General features: G+C 69.9%; 18 protein-coding genes and 1 pseudogene. 4 read left to right on the top strand and 15 right to left on the bottom strand.

Features of this window, described 5'->3' with window-relative positions; translation table 11 throughout:
* Window positions 1–71: 71 nt before the first annotated feature.
* Entirely contained in the window at window positions 72–350 is a 279-nt protein-coding gene (locus ACIBI5_RS02450) for a DUF4235 domain-containing protein (RefSeq protein WP_379609721.1), read from the top strand.
* Here the strand turns inward: ACIBI5_RS02450 and ACIBI5_RS02445 are convergent.
* From ACIBI5_RS02445 to paaN, 11 genes and pseudogenes are all read right to left on the bottom strand, one after another.
* Window positions 331–1,716 (bottom strand): trehalose-6-phosphate synthase, encoded by a 1,386-nt coding sequence (locus ACIBI5_RS02445; RefSeq protein ID WP_397242362.1) that lies wholly within the window; start codon window positions 1,714–1,716, stop codon window positions 331–333. The genes ACIBI5_RS02450 and ACIBI5_RS02445 overlap by 20 nt on opposite strands.
* Before the next feature lie 13 nt (window positions 1,717–1,729).
* On the bottom strand, window positions 1,730–3,262 hold the full coding sequence (locus ACIBI5_RS02440) for an FAD-dependent monooxygenase (RefSeq protein WP_397242360.1): 1,533 nt from the start codon (window positions 3,260–3,262) through the stop codon (window positions 1,730–1,732).
* Complete coding sequence (locus ACIBI5_RS02435; protein WP_397243773.1) at window positions 3,241–4,188, bottom strand: MBL fold metallo-hydrolase; 948 nt, start codon at window positions 4,186–4,188, stop codon at window positions 3,241–3,243. The genes ACIBI5_RS02440 and ACIBI5_RS02435 overlap by 22 nt, the downstream gene beginning before the upstream one ends.
* Before the next feature lie 59 nt (window positions 4,189–4,247).
* Window positions 4,248–5,252, bottom strand: a complete 1,005-nt coding sequence (locus ACIBI5_RS02430) for a 2Fe-2S iron-sulfur cluster-binding protein (RefSeq protein ID WP_397242358.1) — start codon at window positions 5,250–5,252, stop codon at window positions 4,248–4,250.
* 1 nt (window position 5,253) lies between these two features.
* Entirely contained in the window at window positions 5,254–5,721 is a 468-nt protein-coding gene (gene paaD, locus ACIBI5_RS02425; RefSeq protein WP_397242356.1) for a 1,2-phenylacetyl-CoA epoxidase subunit PaaD, read from the bottom strand.
* Window positions 5,715–6,398, bottom strand: a complete 684-nt coding sequence (gene paaC, locus ACIBI5_RS02420) for a 1,2-phenylacetyl-CoA epoxidase subunit PaaC (protein ID WP_397242354.1) — start codon at window positions 6,396–6,398, stop codon at window positions 5,715–5,717. The genes paaD and paaC overlap by 7 nt, the downstream gene beginning before the upstream one ends.
* Window positions 6,395–6,664 carry a 1,2-phenylacetyl-CoA epoxidase subunit PaaB gene (paaB, locus tag ACIBI5_RS02415; RefSeq protein ID WP_379609714.1) on the bottom strand — a complete coding sequence of 90 codons (270 nt, stop codon included), beginning with the start codon at window positions 6,662–6,664 and terminating at the stop codon, window positions 6,395–6,397. Before paaB ends, paaC begins: the two co-directional genes overlap by 4 nt.
* A gap of 206 nt (window positions 6,665–6,870) precedes the next feature.
* A pseudogene (gene paaA, locus ACIBI5_RS02410) lies at window positions 6,871–7,800 on the bottom strand (1,2-phenylacetyl-CoA epoxidase subunit PaaA); the annotation flags it as partial.
* Complete coding sequence (locus ACIBI5_RS02405) at window positions 7,797–8,795, bottom strand: 3-hydroxyacyl-CoA dehydrogenase family protein (RefSeq protein ID WP_397242352.1); 999 nt, start codon at window positions 8,793–8,795, stop codon at window positions 7,797–7,799. The gene ACIBI5_RS02405 and the pseudogene paaA, both read right to left, overlap by 4 nt.
* Window positions 8,792–9,535 (bottom strand): enoyl-CoA hydratase/isomerase family protein, encoded by a 744-nt coding sequence (locus ACIBI5_RS02400; RefSeq protein ID WP_397242350.1) that lies wholly within the window; start codon window positions 9,533–9,535, stop codon window positions 8,792–8,794. The genes ACIBI5_RS02405 and ACIBI5_RS02400 overlap by 4 nt, the downstream gene beginning before the upstream one ends.
* 196 nt (window positions 9,536–9,731) lie before the next feature.
* Window positions 9,732–11,378 (bottom strand): phenylacetic acid degradation protein PaaN, encoded by a 1,647-nt coding sequence (paaN, locus tag ACIBI5_RS02395; RefSeq protein ID WP_397242348.1) that lies wholly within the window; start codon window positions 11,376–11,378, stop codon window positions 9,732–9,734.
* Between the two features lie 97 nt (window positions 11,379–11,475).
* On the opposite strand from paaN, the gene paaI reads away from it, so the two are divergent.
* From paaI to ACIBI5_RS02380, 3 genes are read left to right on the top strand one after another with little or no spacing between them, the layout of a single operon-like run.
* Window positions 11,476–11,844 (top strand): hydroxyphenylacetyl-CoA thioesterase PaaI, encoded by a 369-nt coding sequence (paaI, locus tag ACIBI5_RS02390; RefSeq protein ID WP_397243771.1) that lies wholly within the window; start codon window positions 11,476–11,478, stop codon window positions 11,842–11,844.
* An 8-nt stretch (window positions 11,845–11,852) separates the two neighbouring features.
* Window positions 11,853–13,160, top strand: coding sequence for a phenylacetate--CoA ligase PaaK (gene paaK, locus ACIBI5_RS02385; protein ID WP_397243769.1), 1,308 nt, complete (start codon window positions 11,853–11,855; stop codon window positions 13,158–13,160).
* Window positions 13,161–13,164: 4 nt separating this feature from the next.
* Window positions 13,165–13,755, top strand: coding sequence for a TetR/AcrR family transcriptional regulator (locus ACIBI5_RS02380; RefSeq protein ID WP_397242346.1), 591 nt, complete (start codon window positions 13,165–13,167; stop codon window positions 13,753–13,755).
* Between the two features lie 48 nt (window positions 13,756–13,803).
* On the opposite strand, the gene ACIBI5_RS02375 is transcribed toward ACIBI5_RS02380, so the two are convergent.
* From ACIBI5_RS02375 to ACIBI5_RS02360, 4 genes are all read right to left on the bottom strand, one after another.
* Window positions 13,804–14,613: a hypothetical protein gene (locus ACIBI5_RS02375; protein WP_397242344.1), complete on the bottom strand. Its 810-nt coding sequence runs from the start codon at window positions 14,611–14,613 to the stop codon at window positions 13,804–13,806.
* 12 nt (window positions 14,614–14,625) lie between these two features.
* Window positions 14,626–14,925, bottom strand: a complete 300-nt coding sequence (locus ACIBI5_RS02370; RefSeq protein WP_090929286.1) for a DUF4193 domain-containing protein — start codon at window positions 14,923–14,925, stop codon at window positions 14,626–14,628.
* A gap of 287 nt (window positions 14,926–15,212) precedes the next feature.
* Window positions 15,213–16,496 (bottom strand): sensor histidine kinase, encoded by a 1,284-nt coding sequence (locus ACIBI5_RS02365; RefSeq protein ID WP_397242343.1) that lies wholly within the window; start codon window positions 16,494–16,496, stop codon window positions 15,213–15,215.
* Window positions 16,493–17,146 carry a response regulator transcription factor gene (locus tag ACIBI5_RS02360; RefSeq protein ID WP_184971867.1) on the bottom strand — a complete coding sequence of 218 codons (654 nt, stop codon included), beginning with the start codon at window positions 17,144–17,146 and terminating at the stop codon, window positions 16,493–16,495. The genes ACIBI5_RS02365 and ACIBI5_RS02360 overlap by 4 nt, the downstream gene beginning before the upstream one ends.
* Between the last annotated feature and the right edge of the window lie 74 nt (window positions 17,147–17,220).

The raw sequence follows: 17,220 nt of genomic DNA, 5'->3' as shown, positions 1-17,220 counted from the left end.
ATGGTACGGCTTCGCACGGCTCGCAGAAGCTAGAGACTAGTGTTCGTTACATAGGCGAAGGAGTGATCAGGATGGCGGACGACAAGCCGGATGTCGCGTGGCGGGTGATCGGCGGTCTGGTGGGTCTGGTGACGGCGTGGGCGGCCAGGAAGCTGCTCGGGATCGTCTGGGTCAAGGCGACGGGCAAGGAGCCCCCGATCGACTCGGAGTCCCCCGAGGTCAGCATGGGTGAGGCCATCGGCTACGCGGTCGTGATGGGCGTCGGCATGTCGGTGGCGCAGATCGTGGTCAACAAGACCGCGAAGAAGCGCTACGACGCCTGGAAGGCGCTCAAGACTCCAAAGCCGTGAGAAACTCGCTGGCCCAGCGGTCGACGTCGTAGGTGGCCACCCGGCGCCGCATCGTGCGCATGCGCCGGGCCAGCTCGTGCGGCGAGGCGTTCATGGCGGCCATCATCTCCCGTTTGAGTCCCTCCACGTCGTACGGATTGACCAGGTACGCCGAGCGCAGCTCGGCGGCGGCCCCGGCGAACTCGCTCAGCACCAGCGCGCCCTGCAGATCGTGGTGGCAGGAGACGTACTCCTTGGCCACGAGGTTCATCCCGTCGCGCAGCGGCGTCACGACCATGATGTCGGCGGCCAGGTAGAGCGCCGCCAGCTCCTCCCGGTCATAGGACTGGTGGAAGTACTGGACCGGCTGGGCCCCCAGCACCGAGTACTCGCCGTTGATCCGGCCGACCTGCAGCTCGATGTCGTCGCGCAGCCGCCGGTACTCCTCGACCCGCTCCCTGCTGGGCGTCGCGATCTGCACGAACACCGCCTCGCCCGGAGCCAGGCTCTCATCGCGCAGCAGTTCCCCGAAGGCTTCGAGCCGCTGCCCGATGCCCTTGGTGTAGTCGAGCCGGTCGACGCCGAGCAGCACGTGCTCGGGGTCGCCGAGCTCGACCCGGATCTCCTTGGCCCGGTGCATGATGTGCGGCTCGCGCACGAGCGTGTCCAGCTCGGAGAAGTCGACGGAGATCGGGAAGGCCTGGGTGGTGACGACCCGGTCCTCCAGGAAGATCTCGTTGCTCTTGTACGGCAGGCCGAGCAGCCGCCGGCACAGCATCCGGAAGTTGGCCGCCCCGCCGGGCAGCTGGAAGCCGACCAGGTCCGCCCCGAGCAGCCCTTCGACCAGCTCGCGCCGCCACGGCAGCCGCCAGAACAGCTCGACGGGCGGGAACGGGATGTGCAGGAAGAACCCGATGCGCAGGTCCGGCCGCATCTTGCGGAGCATGGCGGGAACGAGCTGCAGCTGGTAGTCCTGCACCCACACCACCGCGCCCTGATCGGCGACCTCGGCGGCGGCCTGCGCGAAGCGCTCGTTGACGGTGCGGTAGGACTCCCACATCTCGCGTTCGAACACCGGCGGCGCGACCACGTCGTGGTAGAGCGGCCAGAGCGTCGAGTTGGAGAAGCCCTCGTAGTAGAGCTCGACCTCTTCCGAGGTCAGCGGGACCGGGATGAGGTCCATGCCGTCGTTCTCGAACGGCTCCAGGAGCTCGTCGGCGGCGCCGTGCCAGCCGAGCCAGGCGCCTTTGCGGCGCTGCATGACCGGGGCGATGGCGGTGACCAGTCCTCCAGGGCTTCGACGCCACGATGCCGTTCCGTCAGGCCCTACCGTGCGGTCCACCGGCAGGCGGTTCGCCACGATCAGGAACGAGCTACGGCTGGTCACCAAGGATTCCCTCCTACGACTCACTGTACGCAAGCCGCAAGGCACGGCTCACGGCGGCCGCCACCTCTTCGGTCCCCGCATGGGGGATCATCGCGGCGATGTGGGCGTCGGGCCTGACGAGCCATACCTCATCCGGCGCCGCACCGAGAGTCTCGGCCAGGGCTCCGGTCCCATCGATCTCCGCGAGCTCGCGAACGGCGAGCGGCGCCGTAGTCACCTTCCCCGGGATCTGGGCAAACAAACCCGAATCGCACATTTCACCCAGGAGTAGCAGGAAACCGCTCCTGCACATCTCGCGCAGCCGTCCCCCCGGCACGGGACAGTCCGGAAGGATCACCCCGGGCGCCGGAGCCGGGCTCTGTCCCTTGGGCGGGCGCCCGGCGAAGGGGCGGCCCGGCGTGGTGAGCGGGGAGTCGACGTACCAGTACGGCTCGGCGAAGCGCCCGGAGTCGACCTCCTCGATCGCGCCCCGCTCCAGCACGTCGCGCCGGTGCGCCCGCCCGGCCTCGTCCGTGGGCACCAGGAAGCGCATGGTGGCCGTGGTGACCTCCAGGTTCTCCCGGGCGGCGGCGTGCCGTTCGTCGTGGTAGGTCTCCAGCAGTTCCTCCGGGGCCCAGCCACGCAGGACGGTGGCCAGCTTCCAGGCGGCGTTCTCGGCGTCGGGCACGCCGGAGTTGAGCCCGCGGGCGCCGAAGGGGGCCACGAGGTGGGCGCAGTCCCCGGCCAGCAGGACCCGTCCCACGCGCATCCGGGAGGCGATCCGGGAGTGGAAGCGGTAGACCGACTGCCAGACGAGCTCATACGGCCGGTCGCCGATGATTTGCCTGATTTTTCGCGAAATATCATCTGATGTTGCGAGGTAGCCGGGCGGGACCTGCCAGTCGATCCGATACGTCGAGCCGGGACACGGGTGGATGAGGACCTGGCGGCCGGGGTTCCACTCCGGGTCGAAGTAGAAGCGGCGCTCCTGCTCCCAGCCCGGCAGGTCGGCCCGGATGTCGCAGATGAGGAACCGGTCGTCGAAGGAGTGCCCGTCGAAGGTGACGCCGAGCGCCTGCCGTACCCCGTGGGCGCGGGCGCCCGCGCAGGCCAGCACGTAGGGCGCGCGCGTCACCTGATCGCCGCAGCGGACCGTCACCCCCTCGCCGTCCTGCTCCAGGCCGGTCACCTCGTGGTCCCAGCGCACCTCGATGAGCGGCTCGGCGGCGATGGCCGCGTCGAGCAGTTCCTCCGTGCGGGCCTGCGAGATGTTGACGAACGGCGGCAGCGGGCCCTGCGCGCCGAAGCTCCACGAGAACAGCTCGCGGTCGCGGTAGTAGGTGCGCGCGGTGGTCCACGTCAGGCCCTCCTCGGCCACCTGCGGCACGCCCAGCCACGACCAGAGGTCGAGCACGTCGCGCTGCTGGCAGATCGAACGCGAGCCCTCCAGGTCACGCGCCGGCCTGCGGTCCAGGACCAGCACCGGCAGCCCCCAGCGGGCCAGCAGCAGCGCCGCCGTCTGGCCGACCGGGCCCGCGCCGACCACTATGACTGCAGGGCCGCCCATACGTCCCTGTCCCTCTCGGCGGTCCAGATGACCGGGCGCTCGATCCCGTGCAGCTCGTCCCACAGCCGCGAGACGTCGAACGGCAGGCAGTGCTCGAAGATCGGCCAGCGTCCGTAGCGGGGCGCGAGCGCCGCGTGGGTGCGTTCGAACGCCTCCTTGAGCGTACGGCTGCCGCCCACCTCCCTGATCATCACGTCCAGGAACTCACGCGTCTGGGCGATGGCCGCCTCGACCTCGTCCTTGCCCGTCGCCACCGCGCCCCTGCCGCCGACCAGCGTCCCGGCGCCGAACTCCGCCACCCGGTCGAGCGTGCCCGACGCCCAGTCGCGGTGGAAGGCGTCGCCGGTGTACAGGGCGGCCTGCGACTCCACGAGGTCTCCGGCGAACATGATCCGGTGCTTCGGCAGCCACATCACCAGGTCGCCCTCGGTGTGGCCGCGCCCGCAGTACGCCAGGACCAGCTCCCCCCTGTCACCGCCGAGCTCGATGGTGAAGCGGTCGCTGAACGTGGCGGTGGGCCAGGTCAGGCCGGGGATCGAGGCGGGTTCCTTGAACAGGCGGGGCATCCTGCCGTACTCGCTGGCCCAGTCCTGCTCGCCGCGCTCGGCGATGAGCTCGCGGGTCTTCTCGTGCGCCACGATCACGTCCGCGCCGAACGCCGAGGCCCCCAGGACCCGCACGGCGTGGTAGTGGGACAGGACCAGGTAGCGCACCGGTTTGTCCGTGTGCTCACGCAGCTTCGCCAGCCACTCGCGGGCGGCGACCGGGGTGGCCAGCGCCTCGAAGCACACCACGAAGTCCTCGCCCTCGACCGCGCCCACGTTGGGATCGCCCTCGGCGGTGAGCGCGTAGACGCCTTCGGCCAGGACGTGCAGCGTCTGCCGCTTCTCGCCCAGATCCTCGGATGAGGCGAACGGCTTGGCCATCTTCTTCCGCTCCTTCACAACAGGCGCTCTCATGTGTTCTCAGGCGTTCTCACGCGTTCTCAGGCGTCGAAGTCCGCTGTGACGTGCTCGGTGACGGGGTGGCTCTGGCAGGCCAGCCTGTAGCCGGCCGCCAGTTCTCCGGGCTCCAGCGCGTAGTTCTGGTCCATCGCGACCTCACCCCTGCTCACCCGGACGCGGCAGGTGCCGCAGACGCCGCCCCTGCAGGCGTAGGGCGCGTCCGCGCGCACCCTCAGCGCGGCGCCGAGCAGGCTCTCGTCGTCGCGCAGGTTCACGCGCGTGGTGCGGCCGTCGAGCGTGAAGTCGAAAACCGCCCCATCCGGTACGGCATGCGCCCTCGCGACCGGCTCCCCCGCGTAGAACAGCTCGTAATGGACCCGTCCGCCCCCCAGCATCCCCCTGACCGTCTCGACCAGGCCGATCGGGCCGCACAGGTAGTACTCGTCGGCCTCGCCGAGCAGGGGCAGCAGGGTGCGCATCTTGTCCGCGTCGATGCGGCCGCTGGCGATCGGCGCCTCCTGGGGCTCCTGGCTGAGGACGTGGAGGAGGTTGAGGCGGCTGCCGTAGACGTCCTTCAGGTCGGCCAGTTCCTCGGCGAACATGACCTCTCTGGCCGTTCTGTTGCCGTAGACGAGGGTGAAGCGGCTGAGCGGCTCGACCTCCAGCGTGGTCGTCAGCAGGGAGATGACGGGGGTGATGCCGGATCCGGCGGCGATGGCCAGATGATGCCGCGATTTTTCCGGATATAGCGGGGTGGTGAACCGGCCGAGTGGCGGCATCGCCTCCACCACGTCCCCCGGCTTGAGCATGGAGTTGGCCCACTCGGAGAACGCACCGCCCGGGAGCCGCTTGACCCCGATCCTGAGGGGGCCGCCCGCCGGGGAGCAGATGGAGTAGCTGCGCCGTACCTCAAGGCCGTCGAGGAAGACGCGCACGGTGAGATGCTGCCCCTGCACGAACGGCAGCCGCTCCTCGAACGTCACCGCCACCGCGTCGTCGGTCAGGCGTTCCACGGCCGCGACCGTGAGTGGCCGGAAGCGGCTCACGTCAGATCTCCTTGAAATGGTCGAACGGCTCCAGGCACACGCGGCACGTGTAGAGCGCCTTGCACGCGGTCGAGCCGTACCGGCTGACCAGGCGGGTCTCCGGCGACCCGCACCGGGGGCACCGCGCGCTCAGCTCCAGCGCGACCGCCCCCCGGGCGCCCGGGCGGCCCGGCGGCGAGATCCCGTGCTCGCGCAGCTTCTCCCTGCCCTCGTCGGTGATCCAGTCCGTACTCCAGGGCGGCGACAGCACCGTCGTGACCACCGCGCCGGGCAACGCCCGCCCGATGTCCTCGCGGATGGCGTCCATGGCCGGGCACCCCGAGTACGTGGGCGTCACCACCACCTCGAACCCTCCGTCCGCCCCCTGCCTGACCTCCCTGACGATGCCCAGATCGCCGAGGGTGAGCACGGGCAGCTCAGGATCCGGCACCGCCGCGACCGCCGCTCTGGCCTGCGCGAGCGTCACCATGTGGCGCCCTGGTGCTCGCGGTGCAGGGCCTGCATCTCGGCGAGGAGGGCGCTCAGGTGCTCGCTGTGCTCGCCTCTGCGCCCACCGTACCGCTGCCCGGCGCCCTCCGGCACGGCCAGCCCCGCCTCCCCCAGCACCGCCCCGACATACTCCGCCCAGGGCTCCCTGAGCACAGTGTCCGCTCCGGCGTCACGGGTGTCTTGGGTGTCTTCTTGGGCGAACAGCTCCCCCGTGTACGGCCAGAGCGCGTCCAGAGCGGCCGTCATGCGGCGGTGGCTCTCGTCGGTGCCCAGGCCGAGGCGCCTGGTCCAGAGGGCGGCGTAGTCGCGGTGGTAGGCGATCTCCTTGACGCCCTTGGCGGCCACCCCGTCCTCGGGATGCGCGCCGTACACCTCGAACAGGAAGCTCGCGTACAGCAGGTGCCGCACCACCGTGTGCGCGAAGTCCCCGTTGGGCTGCTCCACGAGCAGACAGTTGCGGAACTCCCCGGGCCCGCGCAGATACGCCAGCTCGTCCTCGTCCCCGACCCGCGACAACAAGGAGCGGGCCTGCCCGAGAAGGTCGAGCGAGAGGTTGGCCAGAGCGACGTCCTCCTCAAGGGTGGGCGCCCGCGTCACCCACTCGGCCAGCCGCTGCGACAGCACGAGGCAGTCGTCACCGATCTCCAGGGAGTTCACAGGTGCTTCACCCCCTCGGGCAGGTCGTAGAAGGTCGGATGCCGGTACGGCTTGTCCCCCGCCGGGTCGAAGAACGCGTCCTTCTCATCCGGCGACGAGGCGGTGATCTCGGCGGCCGGGACGACCCAGATGCTCACGCCCTCCTGGCGGCGGGTGTACAGATCCCGGGCATGCCGCAACGCCAGCTCGGCGTCCTCGGCATGCAGGCTCCCGGCGTGCACATGCGACAACCCACGCTTGGGCCGCACGAACACCTCCCACAACATCAGCCCACCTCCCCAACCCCGGAACCGCTCTCCCCCGGCACCGCCCCGGGCCCCGCCGTCCCATCCCCCGGCGCCCCGCGTCGCGCCGATCCACGGTCTGACACCCCCAGGCCTGACACTCCGTGGTCCGACGACCCGGGGGCTGACATCCCGGGGGCCGGCCCCTCGGAGCCCGGTGCCTCGCGGGCCGGCGGGCTGGAATCCGCCGCCCCAGGGGTGGATGGGTGGGAGCGGGGACGGGTCGCGTAGGCGGTGGCGGCTTCGCGGACCCAGGCGCCCTCCTCGTGGGCACGGCGGCGGTGGGACATGCGTTCGGCGTTCAGGGGCCCGTCGCCCGCCAGCACGCGCTTGAACTCCGCCCAGTCGATCTCGCCGTGGTCGTAGTGGCCGCGCGCGGAGTTCCAGCTCAGGTCGGGGTCGGGGAGGGTGAGGCCCAAGATCTCGGCCTGCGGCACCAGCATGTCGATGAACCGCTGCCGCAGCTCGTCGTTGGAGTGGCGCTTGATCTTCCAGGCCATCGACTGCGCGGAATGGGTCGACTCGGTGTCCGGCGGGCCGAACATCATGAGGGACGGCCAGTACCAGCGGTCCACCGCGTCCTGGGCCATGCGCTTCTGGGCGGGCGTGCCGTGGGCGAGCGTGTGGAGGAGCTCGTAGCCCTGCCGCTGGTGGAAGCTCTCCTCCTTGCAGATCCGCACCATCGCCCGCGCGTACGGCCCGTACGAGCACCGGCACAACGGCACCTGGTTGACGATGGCGGCGCCGTCCACCAGCCACCCGATCGCGCCCATGTCCGCCCAGGTGGGGGTCGGATAGTTGAAGATCGAGGAGTAGCGCTGGCGGCCCTCGTGGAGGGCGTCGAGCAGTTCGTCGCGGTGGACGCCGAGCGTCTCGGCGGCGCTGTAGAGGTAGAGCCCGTGCCCCGCCTCGTCCTGAACCTTGGCCAGCAGGATCGCCTTGCGCTTGAGCGAGGGCGCCCGGGTGATCCAGCTACCTTCCGGCTGCATGCCGATGATCTCGGAGTGCGCGTGCTGGGCGATCTGCCGGATCAGCGTCTTGCGGTAGGCGTCGGGCATGTCGTCGCGTGGTTCGATGCGCTCGTCCGCGTCGATGACTTCCTGAAATATCCCGCTCATCGATCCTCCTCCCACGTATAGAACCCTTTCCCCGACTTACGCCCCAGCTCCCCTGCGGCGACCTTCTCCCGCAGGATCCGGGGCGGCTCGAACCGATCGCCGAGTTTCCTGTGCAGGTACTCGGCGATGGCCAGCCGCACATCCAGCCCCACGAGGTCACCGAGCCGGATCGGCCCCATCGGGTGCCGGTAGCCGAGTTCCATGGCGATGTCGATGTCCTCGGGCGAGGCGACGCCCTCCTCGACCATCCGCATGGCCTCCAGCCCCAGCAGCACCCCCAGCCGGCTGGAAGCGAATCCCGGCGAGTCGTTGACCACCACCCCCGTCTTCCCGATCAGCTCCACCCACCCCTGGGCCCGCCCGAGCACGTCATCCGGAGTGCCGGGCGTCACCACGATCTCGACCAGCTTCTGCACCGGCACGGGATTGAAGAAGTGCAGCCCGATCAGCCGCTCGGGCCGATCAAGCCCCGCCGCCAGCTCTCCGATCGACAGCGAACTCGTATTGCTCGCCAGTACGGCCCGTTCCCCCGCCCGCGCCTCCGCCTCGGCCAGAACCTCGACCTTGAGCTTGGGATCCTCCGGCACCGCCTCGACCACCAGATCCACACCACGCGGCACCGGCCCCATCACCAACCGAGCCAACGCCTCCACCGCCCTGACGACCCCGCCACCAGAGCCGAGAACCCCAGGGCTGACCGACCCCGGGCTGACAGACCCAGAGGTGACCGACCCCGGGCCGACGGAGCCAGGGGTGACGGGCCTCGGGTGGGCCGAGCCGGGGGTGGCGGGCTCGGGGCTGGGAGGTTGGCCGGTGGGGGTGGATCTGGATTCGGCTATGGCCAGGCCCTTGGCTATGCGGGCGTGGGCGGCCGCGGCTTCGGGTTCCTGGACGGTTACCTCCGCTCCGGCCGTTAGGAAGACCTGGGCTATGCCGGCGCCCATCCGGCCGCCGCCGATGACGGCCACCCGCAGGCGGTGGGGTGCGTCGGTCATCTGCCGTCCTTCCGGTCCCGGTCCAGAAATTTCCGCATACGGGCGTGCTTGTCGGGGTCCTCGAACAGCACGGCCTGGGCCAGGTGGTCGGTGACCGGGTGGGCGGCAGGCGGGGCGTCCAGGACGAGCTTGGTCAGACGGAGCGCAGCGGGTGACATCTGCGCCATGCGGTCGATCAGGGCGTGGGCCGCGGCCTCCAGGGACGCCTGCTCGTGCACGGAGGCGACGAGGCGGGACGACAGCGCTTCCTGGGCGTCGATGGTGTGCCCGGCCAGCAGTACCAGCTTGGCCAGCGGCTCGCCGACCAGTTCCTTCAGCCGCCAGCACGCTCCGGCGCCGGCGATGATGCCCAGATGGGGCTCGGGGTTGCCGAACTTCGCCCGGGTGCCGGCCACCCTGATGTCGCAGGCGTACGCCAGCTCGGCGCCGCCGCCCAGCGCGTAACCGTCGACCGCGGCCACCGTCGGCGTCGGCAGGCGGCGAATTCGCTCGAACAGCGTGCTGTTGATGCCCTGTAGCGCCTGGTCACGGCCGCGTTCGAGCAGTTCGGCGATGTCGGCCCCGGCGGCGAAGAACCCGTCGCCGCCGGTCAGCAGCAGCGGTTTGGGGTCGCTTTCCAGGAGGCCGCAGACCGCGTGGAGGTCGCCGACCATCTCGGCGTTGATCGCGTTGCGGGCCTCGGGCCGGTGGAGCCGTACCACGAGCCGGTCCGGCTTTTCCTCCACGAGCAGGGTGTTCACCGTCGTCCCCCGGCGGCCGGGTGGATGTCAGTCATGCGGGTTCCTCACGGTTCGCGGCACGGTCAGAGGCGTCGGTCGGGTCGGGTGCGCGAACGGGCCCGGTGGTGGTCGCGCGGCGACGATCCCCAGGGCCGGACCAGGTGGCCCGTTCTCCCGGCCCGGCCCCTCGGTACCGCACGGCACAGGGACGGGGGTGTCAGGCCGGGCGGCGGGATTGGACGATGTGGAAGCGGCCCGCCACATACCCCGGATCGGTGAGGGAGGCCGTCGCCGCGGGGTTGGCGCCGGAGCCGTGGAAGTCGCTGAAGGCCGCCGACTGGTTGACGAAGATGCCGCCGGTCAGGTTGCAGGAGAGGTTGACCCCGGCCTCCAACGCCGCCTTCTCCGCCCGGTCCAGCACATCGGGCGAGGTCGAGTACACGGCCGCCGTCAGCGCCCCGTGCGCCGAGACGGTCTCGCCGAGCAGGTTCAGCGCCGCCTCGGTCGACTCCACCGGGATGACGAAGGAGATGGGCCCGAAGTGCTCGCTGGCGTAGACGTCGGATCGGGCGGGGTCCACGCGCACGATGACGGGCGTCCTGACGGTCGCCTCGGGGAAGGTCGGGTGCTTGAGCGCCCGTGATTCCAGGACCACCTGGCCCAGCGCGGGCGCGTTGTCGACGCGGGCCAGCACGTCGGGGTTGGCCAGCGCCCCGGTCAGCTCGACCGCGCGGGCGTCGTCGCCGAGGAGTTTGCCGACCGCGGCGGCGATCCCGGCGGCGACCTCGTCGAAGCTCTTGTGTCCCTCGTCGGTGTCGATGCCGGCGGCCGGGATGAGGATGTTCTGCGGCGCGGTGCACATCTGGCCGCTGTACAGCGACAGGGAGAAGGCGAGGTTGCCGAGCATGCCCTTGTAGGCGTCGGTGGAGTCGAGGACGACGGTGTTGAGCCCGGCCTTCTCGGTGTGGACGAGCGCCTGGCGGGCGTTCGCCTCCAGCCAGTCGCCGTAGGTGGTGGAGCCGGTGAAGTCGACGATGCGTACGTCCGGATGGACGGCCAGGTCGGTGGCCAGGCCCACGCCCTCCTCCACGGCCAGTTGCACGAGGGCGGGGTCGAAGCCCGCCTCGGCCAGCACCTCGCGGGCGATCTGGACGGAGACGGCCAGCGGCAGGACGGCGCGCGGGTGGGGCTTGACGATGACGGGGTTGCCGGTGACGAGCGAGGCGAACAGGCCCGGGTAGGAGTTCCAGGTCGGGAAGGTGTTGCAGCCGATGACGAGGCCGATGCCCCGCGGCACGACGGTGAACTTCTTCTCCATCACCAGCGGATCGCCCTTGGCCGGCTTCTCCCAGCGCGCCGCGGTGCCGGAGGCGGTCATGGCGGCGTAGCCGTACGCGATGGCTTCGAGCGCGCGGTCCTGGGCGTGCGGGCCGCCGGCCTGGAAGGCCATGACGAACGCCTGGCCGCTGGTGTGCTGCACGGCGTTGGCGATCTCGAAGGAGCGCTTGTTGACGCGGTTGACGATCTCGACGCAGGCGAGCGCGCGCGCCTCGGGCCCGGCGTCGCGCCAGGCGGGCAGCGCCGCCTTGGCGGCGGCGATCAGGGCGGCGACGTCCGGCCGCGGGTAGGTGACGCCGAGTTCGATCCCGTACGGCGAGCGTTCCGCCCCGACCGGGTCACCGGAGGACGGCTGGTCGGTGGGGAAGGGTCTGCCCAGATACGACTCGAACGCTTCCTTGCCCCGCTCGGCGGCGCCCTCTCCGTAGACGCGGGGGCTCGGCGACTCGGGATAGGCGCTCCAGTAGCCCCGTTCCGAGATCGCGGAGAGCGCCTGGTCCAGGGTCTCGCGGTTCTGCTCGAACATGTTGTCCCTCTCTTGACAGGGATCCGCCGGACGTGAAGTGTTTACCGAACATTCGGTCAGTTGACAAGGGAGACTTCCGTTGGAAAGCGCGCGTCGTATGCTCGCCGCCGACACGGCCTCCAAGGCGCTGGGCATCGAACTGCTCGATCTGGCGGAGGGCCGGGCGACCTGCCGGATGGCGGTGACCGGGGAGATGGTCAACGGGCACGGCCTGTGCCACGGCGGATACGTCTTCCTCCTGGCCGACACCGCCTTCGCGTGCGCGTGCAACACCTACGGCCCGGTGACGGTCGCGGCCGGGGCGGAGATCACCTTCGTCTCCCCCGCCCGGGAGGGCGACGTGCTGACCGCCGCCGCGGCCGAGCGCACGCGTTACGGACGCAGCGGAATCTACGACATCACGGTGACGGGTTCCGGCGGCCGGGTGGTCGCGGAGTTCCGCGGCAGAAGCAGGGAGATGCGGTGAAGCGACCCATGGACCGTCCCATGAACACGGCCGGAGCGCCCGCGCCGGAGGACCTCGATCCCGCGGAACGGCTTTCGCGGGACGAGCTGACCGCGTTGCAACTGGAGCGCCTGCAGTGGACGCTCAACCACGCCTACCAAAACGTCCCGTTTTATCGTCATAAATTCGACGAACAAGGCGTCCACCCCCGCGACTGCGAAGAACTCACCGACCTCGCGCACTTCCCCTTCACCACCAAGCAGGACCTGCGCGATACCTACCCGTTCGGCATGTTCGCCGTCCCCCGCGAGCAGGTCGTCCGGATCCACGCCTCCAGCGGCACCACCGGCAAGCCCACCGTCGTCGGCTACACACGGCAGGACGTCGACACCTGGTCCGGCGTCATGGCCCGCTCCATCCGCGCCGCCGGCGGCCGACCCGGCCACATCGTCCACGTCGCCTACGGCTACGGCCTGTTCACCGGCGGCCTCGGGGCCCACTACGGCGCCGAGCGGCTCGGCTGCACGGTCGTGCCGGTCTCCGGCGGCATGACGCCCCGGCAGGTCCAGCTCATCAACGACTTCCGGCCCGAGGTCATCATGGTGACCCCGTCGTACATGCTGGCGCTTCTCGACGAGTTCGAGTCGCAGGGCCTCGACCCGCGCGCCAGTTCGCTCAAGGTCGGGATCTTCGGCGCCGAGCCCTGGACCGAGGAGATGCGCAAGGAGATCGAGGAGCGCTTCGACCTGCACGCGGTCGACATCTACGGCCTGTCGGAGGTGATGGGTCCCGGCGTCGCGCAGGAGTGCGTGGAGACCAAGGACGGCCTGCACGTCTGGGAGGACCACTTCTACCCGGAGACGGTCGACCCGTTCACCGGCGAGGTCGCCGAGGCGGGCGAGCTGGTCTTCACCTCGCTGACCAAGCAGGCGCTGCCGATCATCCGCTACCGCACCCGTGACCTGACCAGGCTGCTGCCCGGCACCGCGCGGCCGGCGTTCCGGCGCATGGAGAAGGTGACCGGGCGCACCGACGACATGATCATCCTGCGCGGCGTGAACGTCTTCCCCACCCAGATCGAGGAGATCGTGCTGCGCACACCCGGCCTGTCGCCGCACTTCCAGGTGCACCTGACCCGGCCGGAGCGGCTGGACGTGATGACCGTCAAGGTCGAGGCCAGGCCGGGCTTCGAGGGCCGCGGGGAGGCCGCCGCCGCGCTGCGCGGGGCGGTCAAGGACACGGTCGGGGTGAGCGTCGAGGTGGAGATCGTGGAGCCGGAGACGCTGGAGCGATCCGTCGGCAAGCTCAAACGGGTCATCGACAGACGGGATAATTAGCCATATGGCCACCACATCCCGTCAGCGGAAGCGCGGACACGACCCCGAGTCCGTGCTGTCCATCGCCGTGGGCGTCTTCAACGAGCGCGGCTTCGACGGGACCAGCATGGAGGACCTGGCCCGCGCGCTCGGCGTCACCAAGTCGGCCATCTACTACCACGTGCCCGGCAAGGAGCAGCTCCTCGCGCGGGCGCTGGACCGGGCGCTGGACGGGCTGTTCGAGGTGGTGGCCGACGAGCGGGCCAGCGACGGTCCCGCGATCGAGCGGCTGCAATGGGTGGTACGGCAGAGCGTCCGCATCCTGGTGGACCGCCTGCCGTACGTGACACTGCTGCTGCGGGTGCGCGGCAACAGCACGACCGAGCAGCAGGCGCTCGACCGGCGGCGCGAGTTCGACCGGTTCATCGCGCACCTGGTGAAGGAGGCGGCGGCCGACGGCCAGATCCGGCCCGACCTGGACCCGGCGCTGGTGACGCGGCTGTTGTTCGGGACGGTGAACTCCATCACCGAGTGGTACCAGCCCGGCAGGGGCGGCACGGCCGACGAACTGGCCGACGCGGTGCTGAAGATGACGTTCGACGGCCTGCGCGTCTGAAGGCGGCCCCCGCTCGTCCGAAGGCGGCCCCGCTCGTCCGATCGCGGCTCAGGGGTCGAGCTGCCTGGGGGCGGAGTCGGCCTCGACGGCCCGCTTGCCGGGCGTCGGCAGCGCCTGCCTGCCCCGCAGGTCGTTGCGGATCGCCTCGCCCAGCCGCTTGGTGGCGGCCCGGTTGAGCGCGCCTCCGGCGACGGCGCCGGTGAGGAACGGCCCGAGCGTGGTCAGGTGGCGTCCCAGGACCTTGAGCAGCCGGTTGCGCAGCGCGGTCTTGGTGGCGGCGCCGATCGCGAGCGTCACCGTGGCCGGTGCGAAGGGGTCGATTCCGCGCTGCCTGGCCCAGGCCGCGGTGAAGGCGACGGCACGCTGGGTGCCGGTGCCCTCGACGCGGACGCCGTAGACCTCGTGAAGCTCGGCCAGAAGTTTGACTTCGATGGCGGCCACGACGATCGTCTCGGCGACCAGCTGGGCCGGCGCGGAGAGAAGGAGGGGTGGAGCGGCGAACTCGGCGGCGGCCAGTGCCCCGCCGATGGCGCCGACGGTCATGGTGGCCTTCTGGGCGGTGCGCACCAGGTCGTCGGCGAGTTGCTCACCTGTGAGGCCGTGGTGGTGCTCGGACAGTGTCTGCAGGTCCCTGATGGGGATACGGGGCGCGATGCTGAGGAACACGTCGGCGAGCCATCGGCCTCGGCTCTCGCCGCTCTTGCGTGCCTTCCTCGCGCCTGCCGCGAGAGATTGGGCTAGTCGGCCGAGCAGCTTGCGCCGCTCGGCCGGCTCCAGCTCACCGGGTTGGGAGAGCTTGCCCACGATCTCGCCGATTTCCCTGTCGGGCTCGGCGTTCTCCTTGTCAGGTGCTGCCACGGTGCCTCCCAACTAGGCGGCGCACTCCCGGCAGACCTGCTGGCCGTTCCGCTCGGAGGCCAGCTGGCTACGGTGGTGCACCAGGAAGCAACGCGAACACGTGAACTCGTCGGCCTGGCGCGGTATCACGCGCAGGGAGAGCTCCTCATTGGACAGGTCGGCACCGGGCAGCTCGAGCGATTCGGCGAGATCGGTCTCGTCGATGTCGATGCTGCCGGACGACTTGTCCGTGCGCCGCGCCTGGAGTTCCTGGAGGCTGTCCTCCCCCAGGTCGTCATCGGTCTTGCGCGGGCTGTCGTAGTCGGTAGCCATTGTGCTTACTCCATCCCCCTCATCTATATGTCTTCGCGCTCGTCGCGCGTGGTCTAACGTCCGGGACGTTCGTCTTGTGCCCGTTCCTCGCGGGAGATTTTGCATCGGATACCCGCGAGAAGAGGTCGACGAACCTCCCAACACGTCATGACGCGCCGCCGAAGGCAATGGTTAGCCAAATATGGCTAAACCCACAGCCTTGGCGTCTTGCGCCACCGTGTTCGACGGCACATCCAACCACATGTACGGCGCGAACGAGACGCCCGCGGTGGATCAACACGCCGGGATCAACGACCAGGAAGCCGAATGGTCACGACAAGTCCCCCACCATCACGTGGAACAGCGGCGACGTTTCCGCCGTGCGCCTGCACCACAGCACGGACGATCGAAAGCCCGAGTCCCGATCCCTTCGCCGAATCCACACGGTCCGCATGGAGCCTCCTGAACGGCTCGAACAGGCTGTTCACCTCGTACGCCGGGACGTGCTGCCCGGTGTTGGCCACCTGAACAACCAAGGCCCCGTCCGCCATTCCCGTTCGGATCCAGACTTTTCCGTTATCGGGAAGGTTGTACTTGACCGCGTTCTCGAGCAGATTGCTCACGCACCGCTCCAGCAACACCGGATCCCCCACGGTGCCCGCCGGGCTCAGTTCTGTGGTGACTGTCACACCGTGCTCCTCGGCGAAGGGCGTCACCTGCTCCACCGCGGTCCGCGCCACGTCCTTGATGTCGAGGGGCTTGCGCACCGCCAGCTCGCGTTCGCTCCTGGCGAGCAGCAGCAGCCCCTCGATGAGCTTCTCGTTGCGCGCGTTGACCTCCAGGAGGGTACGGCCCAGCGCCTTCAGATCCTCCGAGGCCCCCGGGTCGCCCAGGGCGATCTCCAGGACCGTCCTGTTGATGGTGAGCGGCGTGCGCAGCTCGTGGGAGGCGTTGGCCACGAAGCGCCGCTGGGTGTCGAAGGCGATGTTGAGGCGGGTGAGCATGTCGTCGAAGGTGTCGGCCATCTCCTTCAGCTCGTCGTCGGGGCCCTGCAGGGCGATGCGCTGGTGGCTGAGGTTGCCGTCGGAGAGCTTGCGGGCGGTGGCGGTCATCTTGCTGACCGGCCGCAGCGCCCGGTCGGCCACGAAGTAGCCGATGATCACGGCGAAGATGCCGACGCCGACCAGGGCCATGATGCTGCTGCGCAGCATCGCCTCCTGGATGTTCTGCCTGGTCTGGGCCTGCACCGCCCGCCACTGCGCCTCGGCGATGGTCGCCTCGATGGGCGCCACGTTCCGCAGGTTCAGGTTGGGCCACTCCGTGTCGACCGTGGAGCCGGCGATCGTGTACAGCGACATCACCACGACGGCGGCGGCCACGAAGAACATCGCGCTGTAGGCGATCGTGAGGCGCCAGCGGACGCTGACCTTGCCGGGCAGGTCCCAGACGGACCCCTGCGGTGCCGAACCGAGGTACTCGGGAGGAGGCGGACCGTCCCACGAGGGTGCCCCGCCGGGAGGGGACATCTGCCTGCCCTCGGCCCGCTCCGAGTGCGGGCTGATCATCGGGTGGGTCGGCGCCGGTTCGCTCACAGCTTGTATCCCACCCCGGGTACGGTCTCGATCACCTGCGGCTCTCCCAGCTTCTTGCGCAACGTCATCATGGTGACCCGCACGACGTTGGTGAACGGGTCGATGTTCTCGTCCCATGCCTTGTCCAGTAGGTCTTCCTGCGAGACGACGGCGCCCTCGGCCCGCATCAGCTCTTCGAGCACCGCGAACTCCTTCTTGGTGAGCACGACCTCCTTGCCGTCGCGCTCCACCAGCCGCTTGCCCGGGTCCAGCCGGATGCCGCCCCGCTCAAGGACCGGCGGCAGCGCCGGCGCGGAGCGCCGGCCCAGGGCCCGTACCCTCGCCACGAGCTCCACGAACACGAACGGCTTGGCGAGATAGTCGTCGGCGCCCAGCCCGAGCCCTTCGACCTTGTCGTCCACGTCGCCCGAGGCGGTCAGCATCAGGATGCGCGACGCGGTGCGCTGCGCCACCAGACGGCGGCACACCTCGTCCCCGTGGACGACCGGAAGGTCACGGTCGAGCACGATCACGTCATAGTCGATGTAGGAGGTACGCTCCAGCGCTCCGCCCCCGTCGTAGGCCACGTCCACGGCCATGGCCTCGCGGCGCAGCCCGGTCGCGATCGCGTCGGCGAGCACCCGCTCATCTTCGACCACCAGCACTCGCACGGTGTGCACACCTCTCTCCGGTCCCGGCTCACATTCTCCGCACACGACGATAAGCGCACGGTAAGGCATGTGTG

Source organism: Nonomuraea sp. NPDC050540, from assembly GCF_044457485.1.
Taxonomy (GTDB): domain Bacteria; phylum Actinomycetota; class Actinomycetes; order Streptosporangiales; family Streptosporangiaceae; genus Nonomuraea.
Note: the sequence above shows the minus strand (reverse complement) of the source record. Positions and strands in the feature narration are given on the sequence as shown.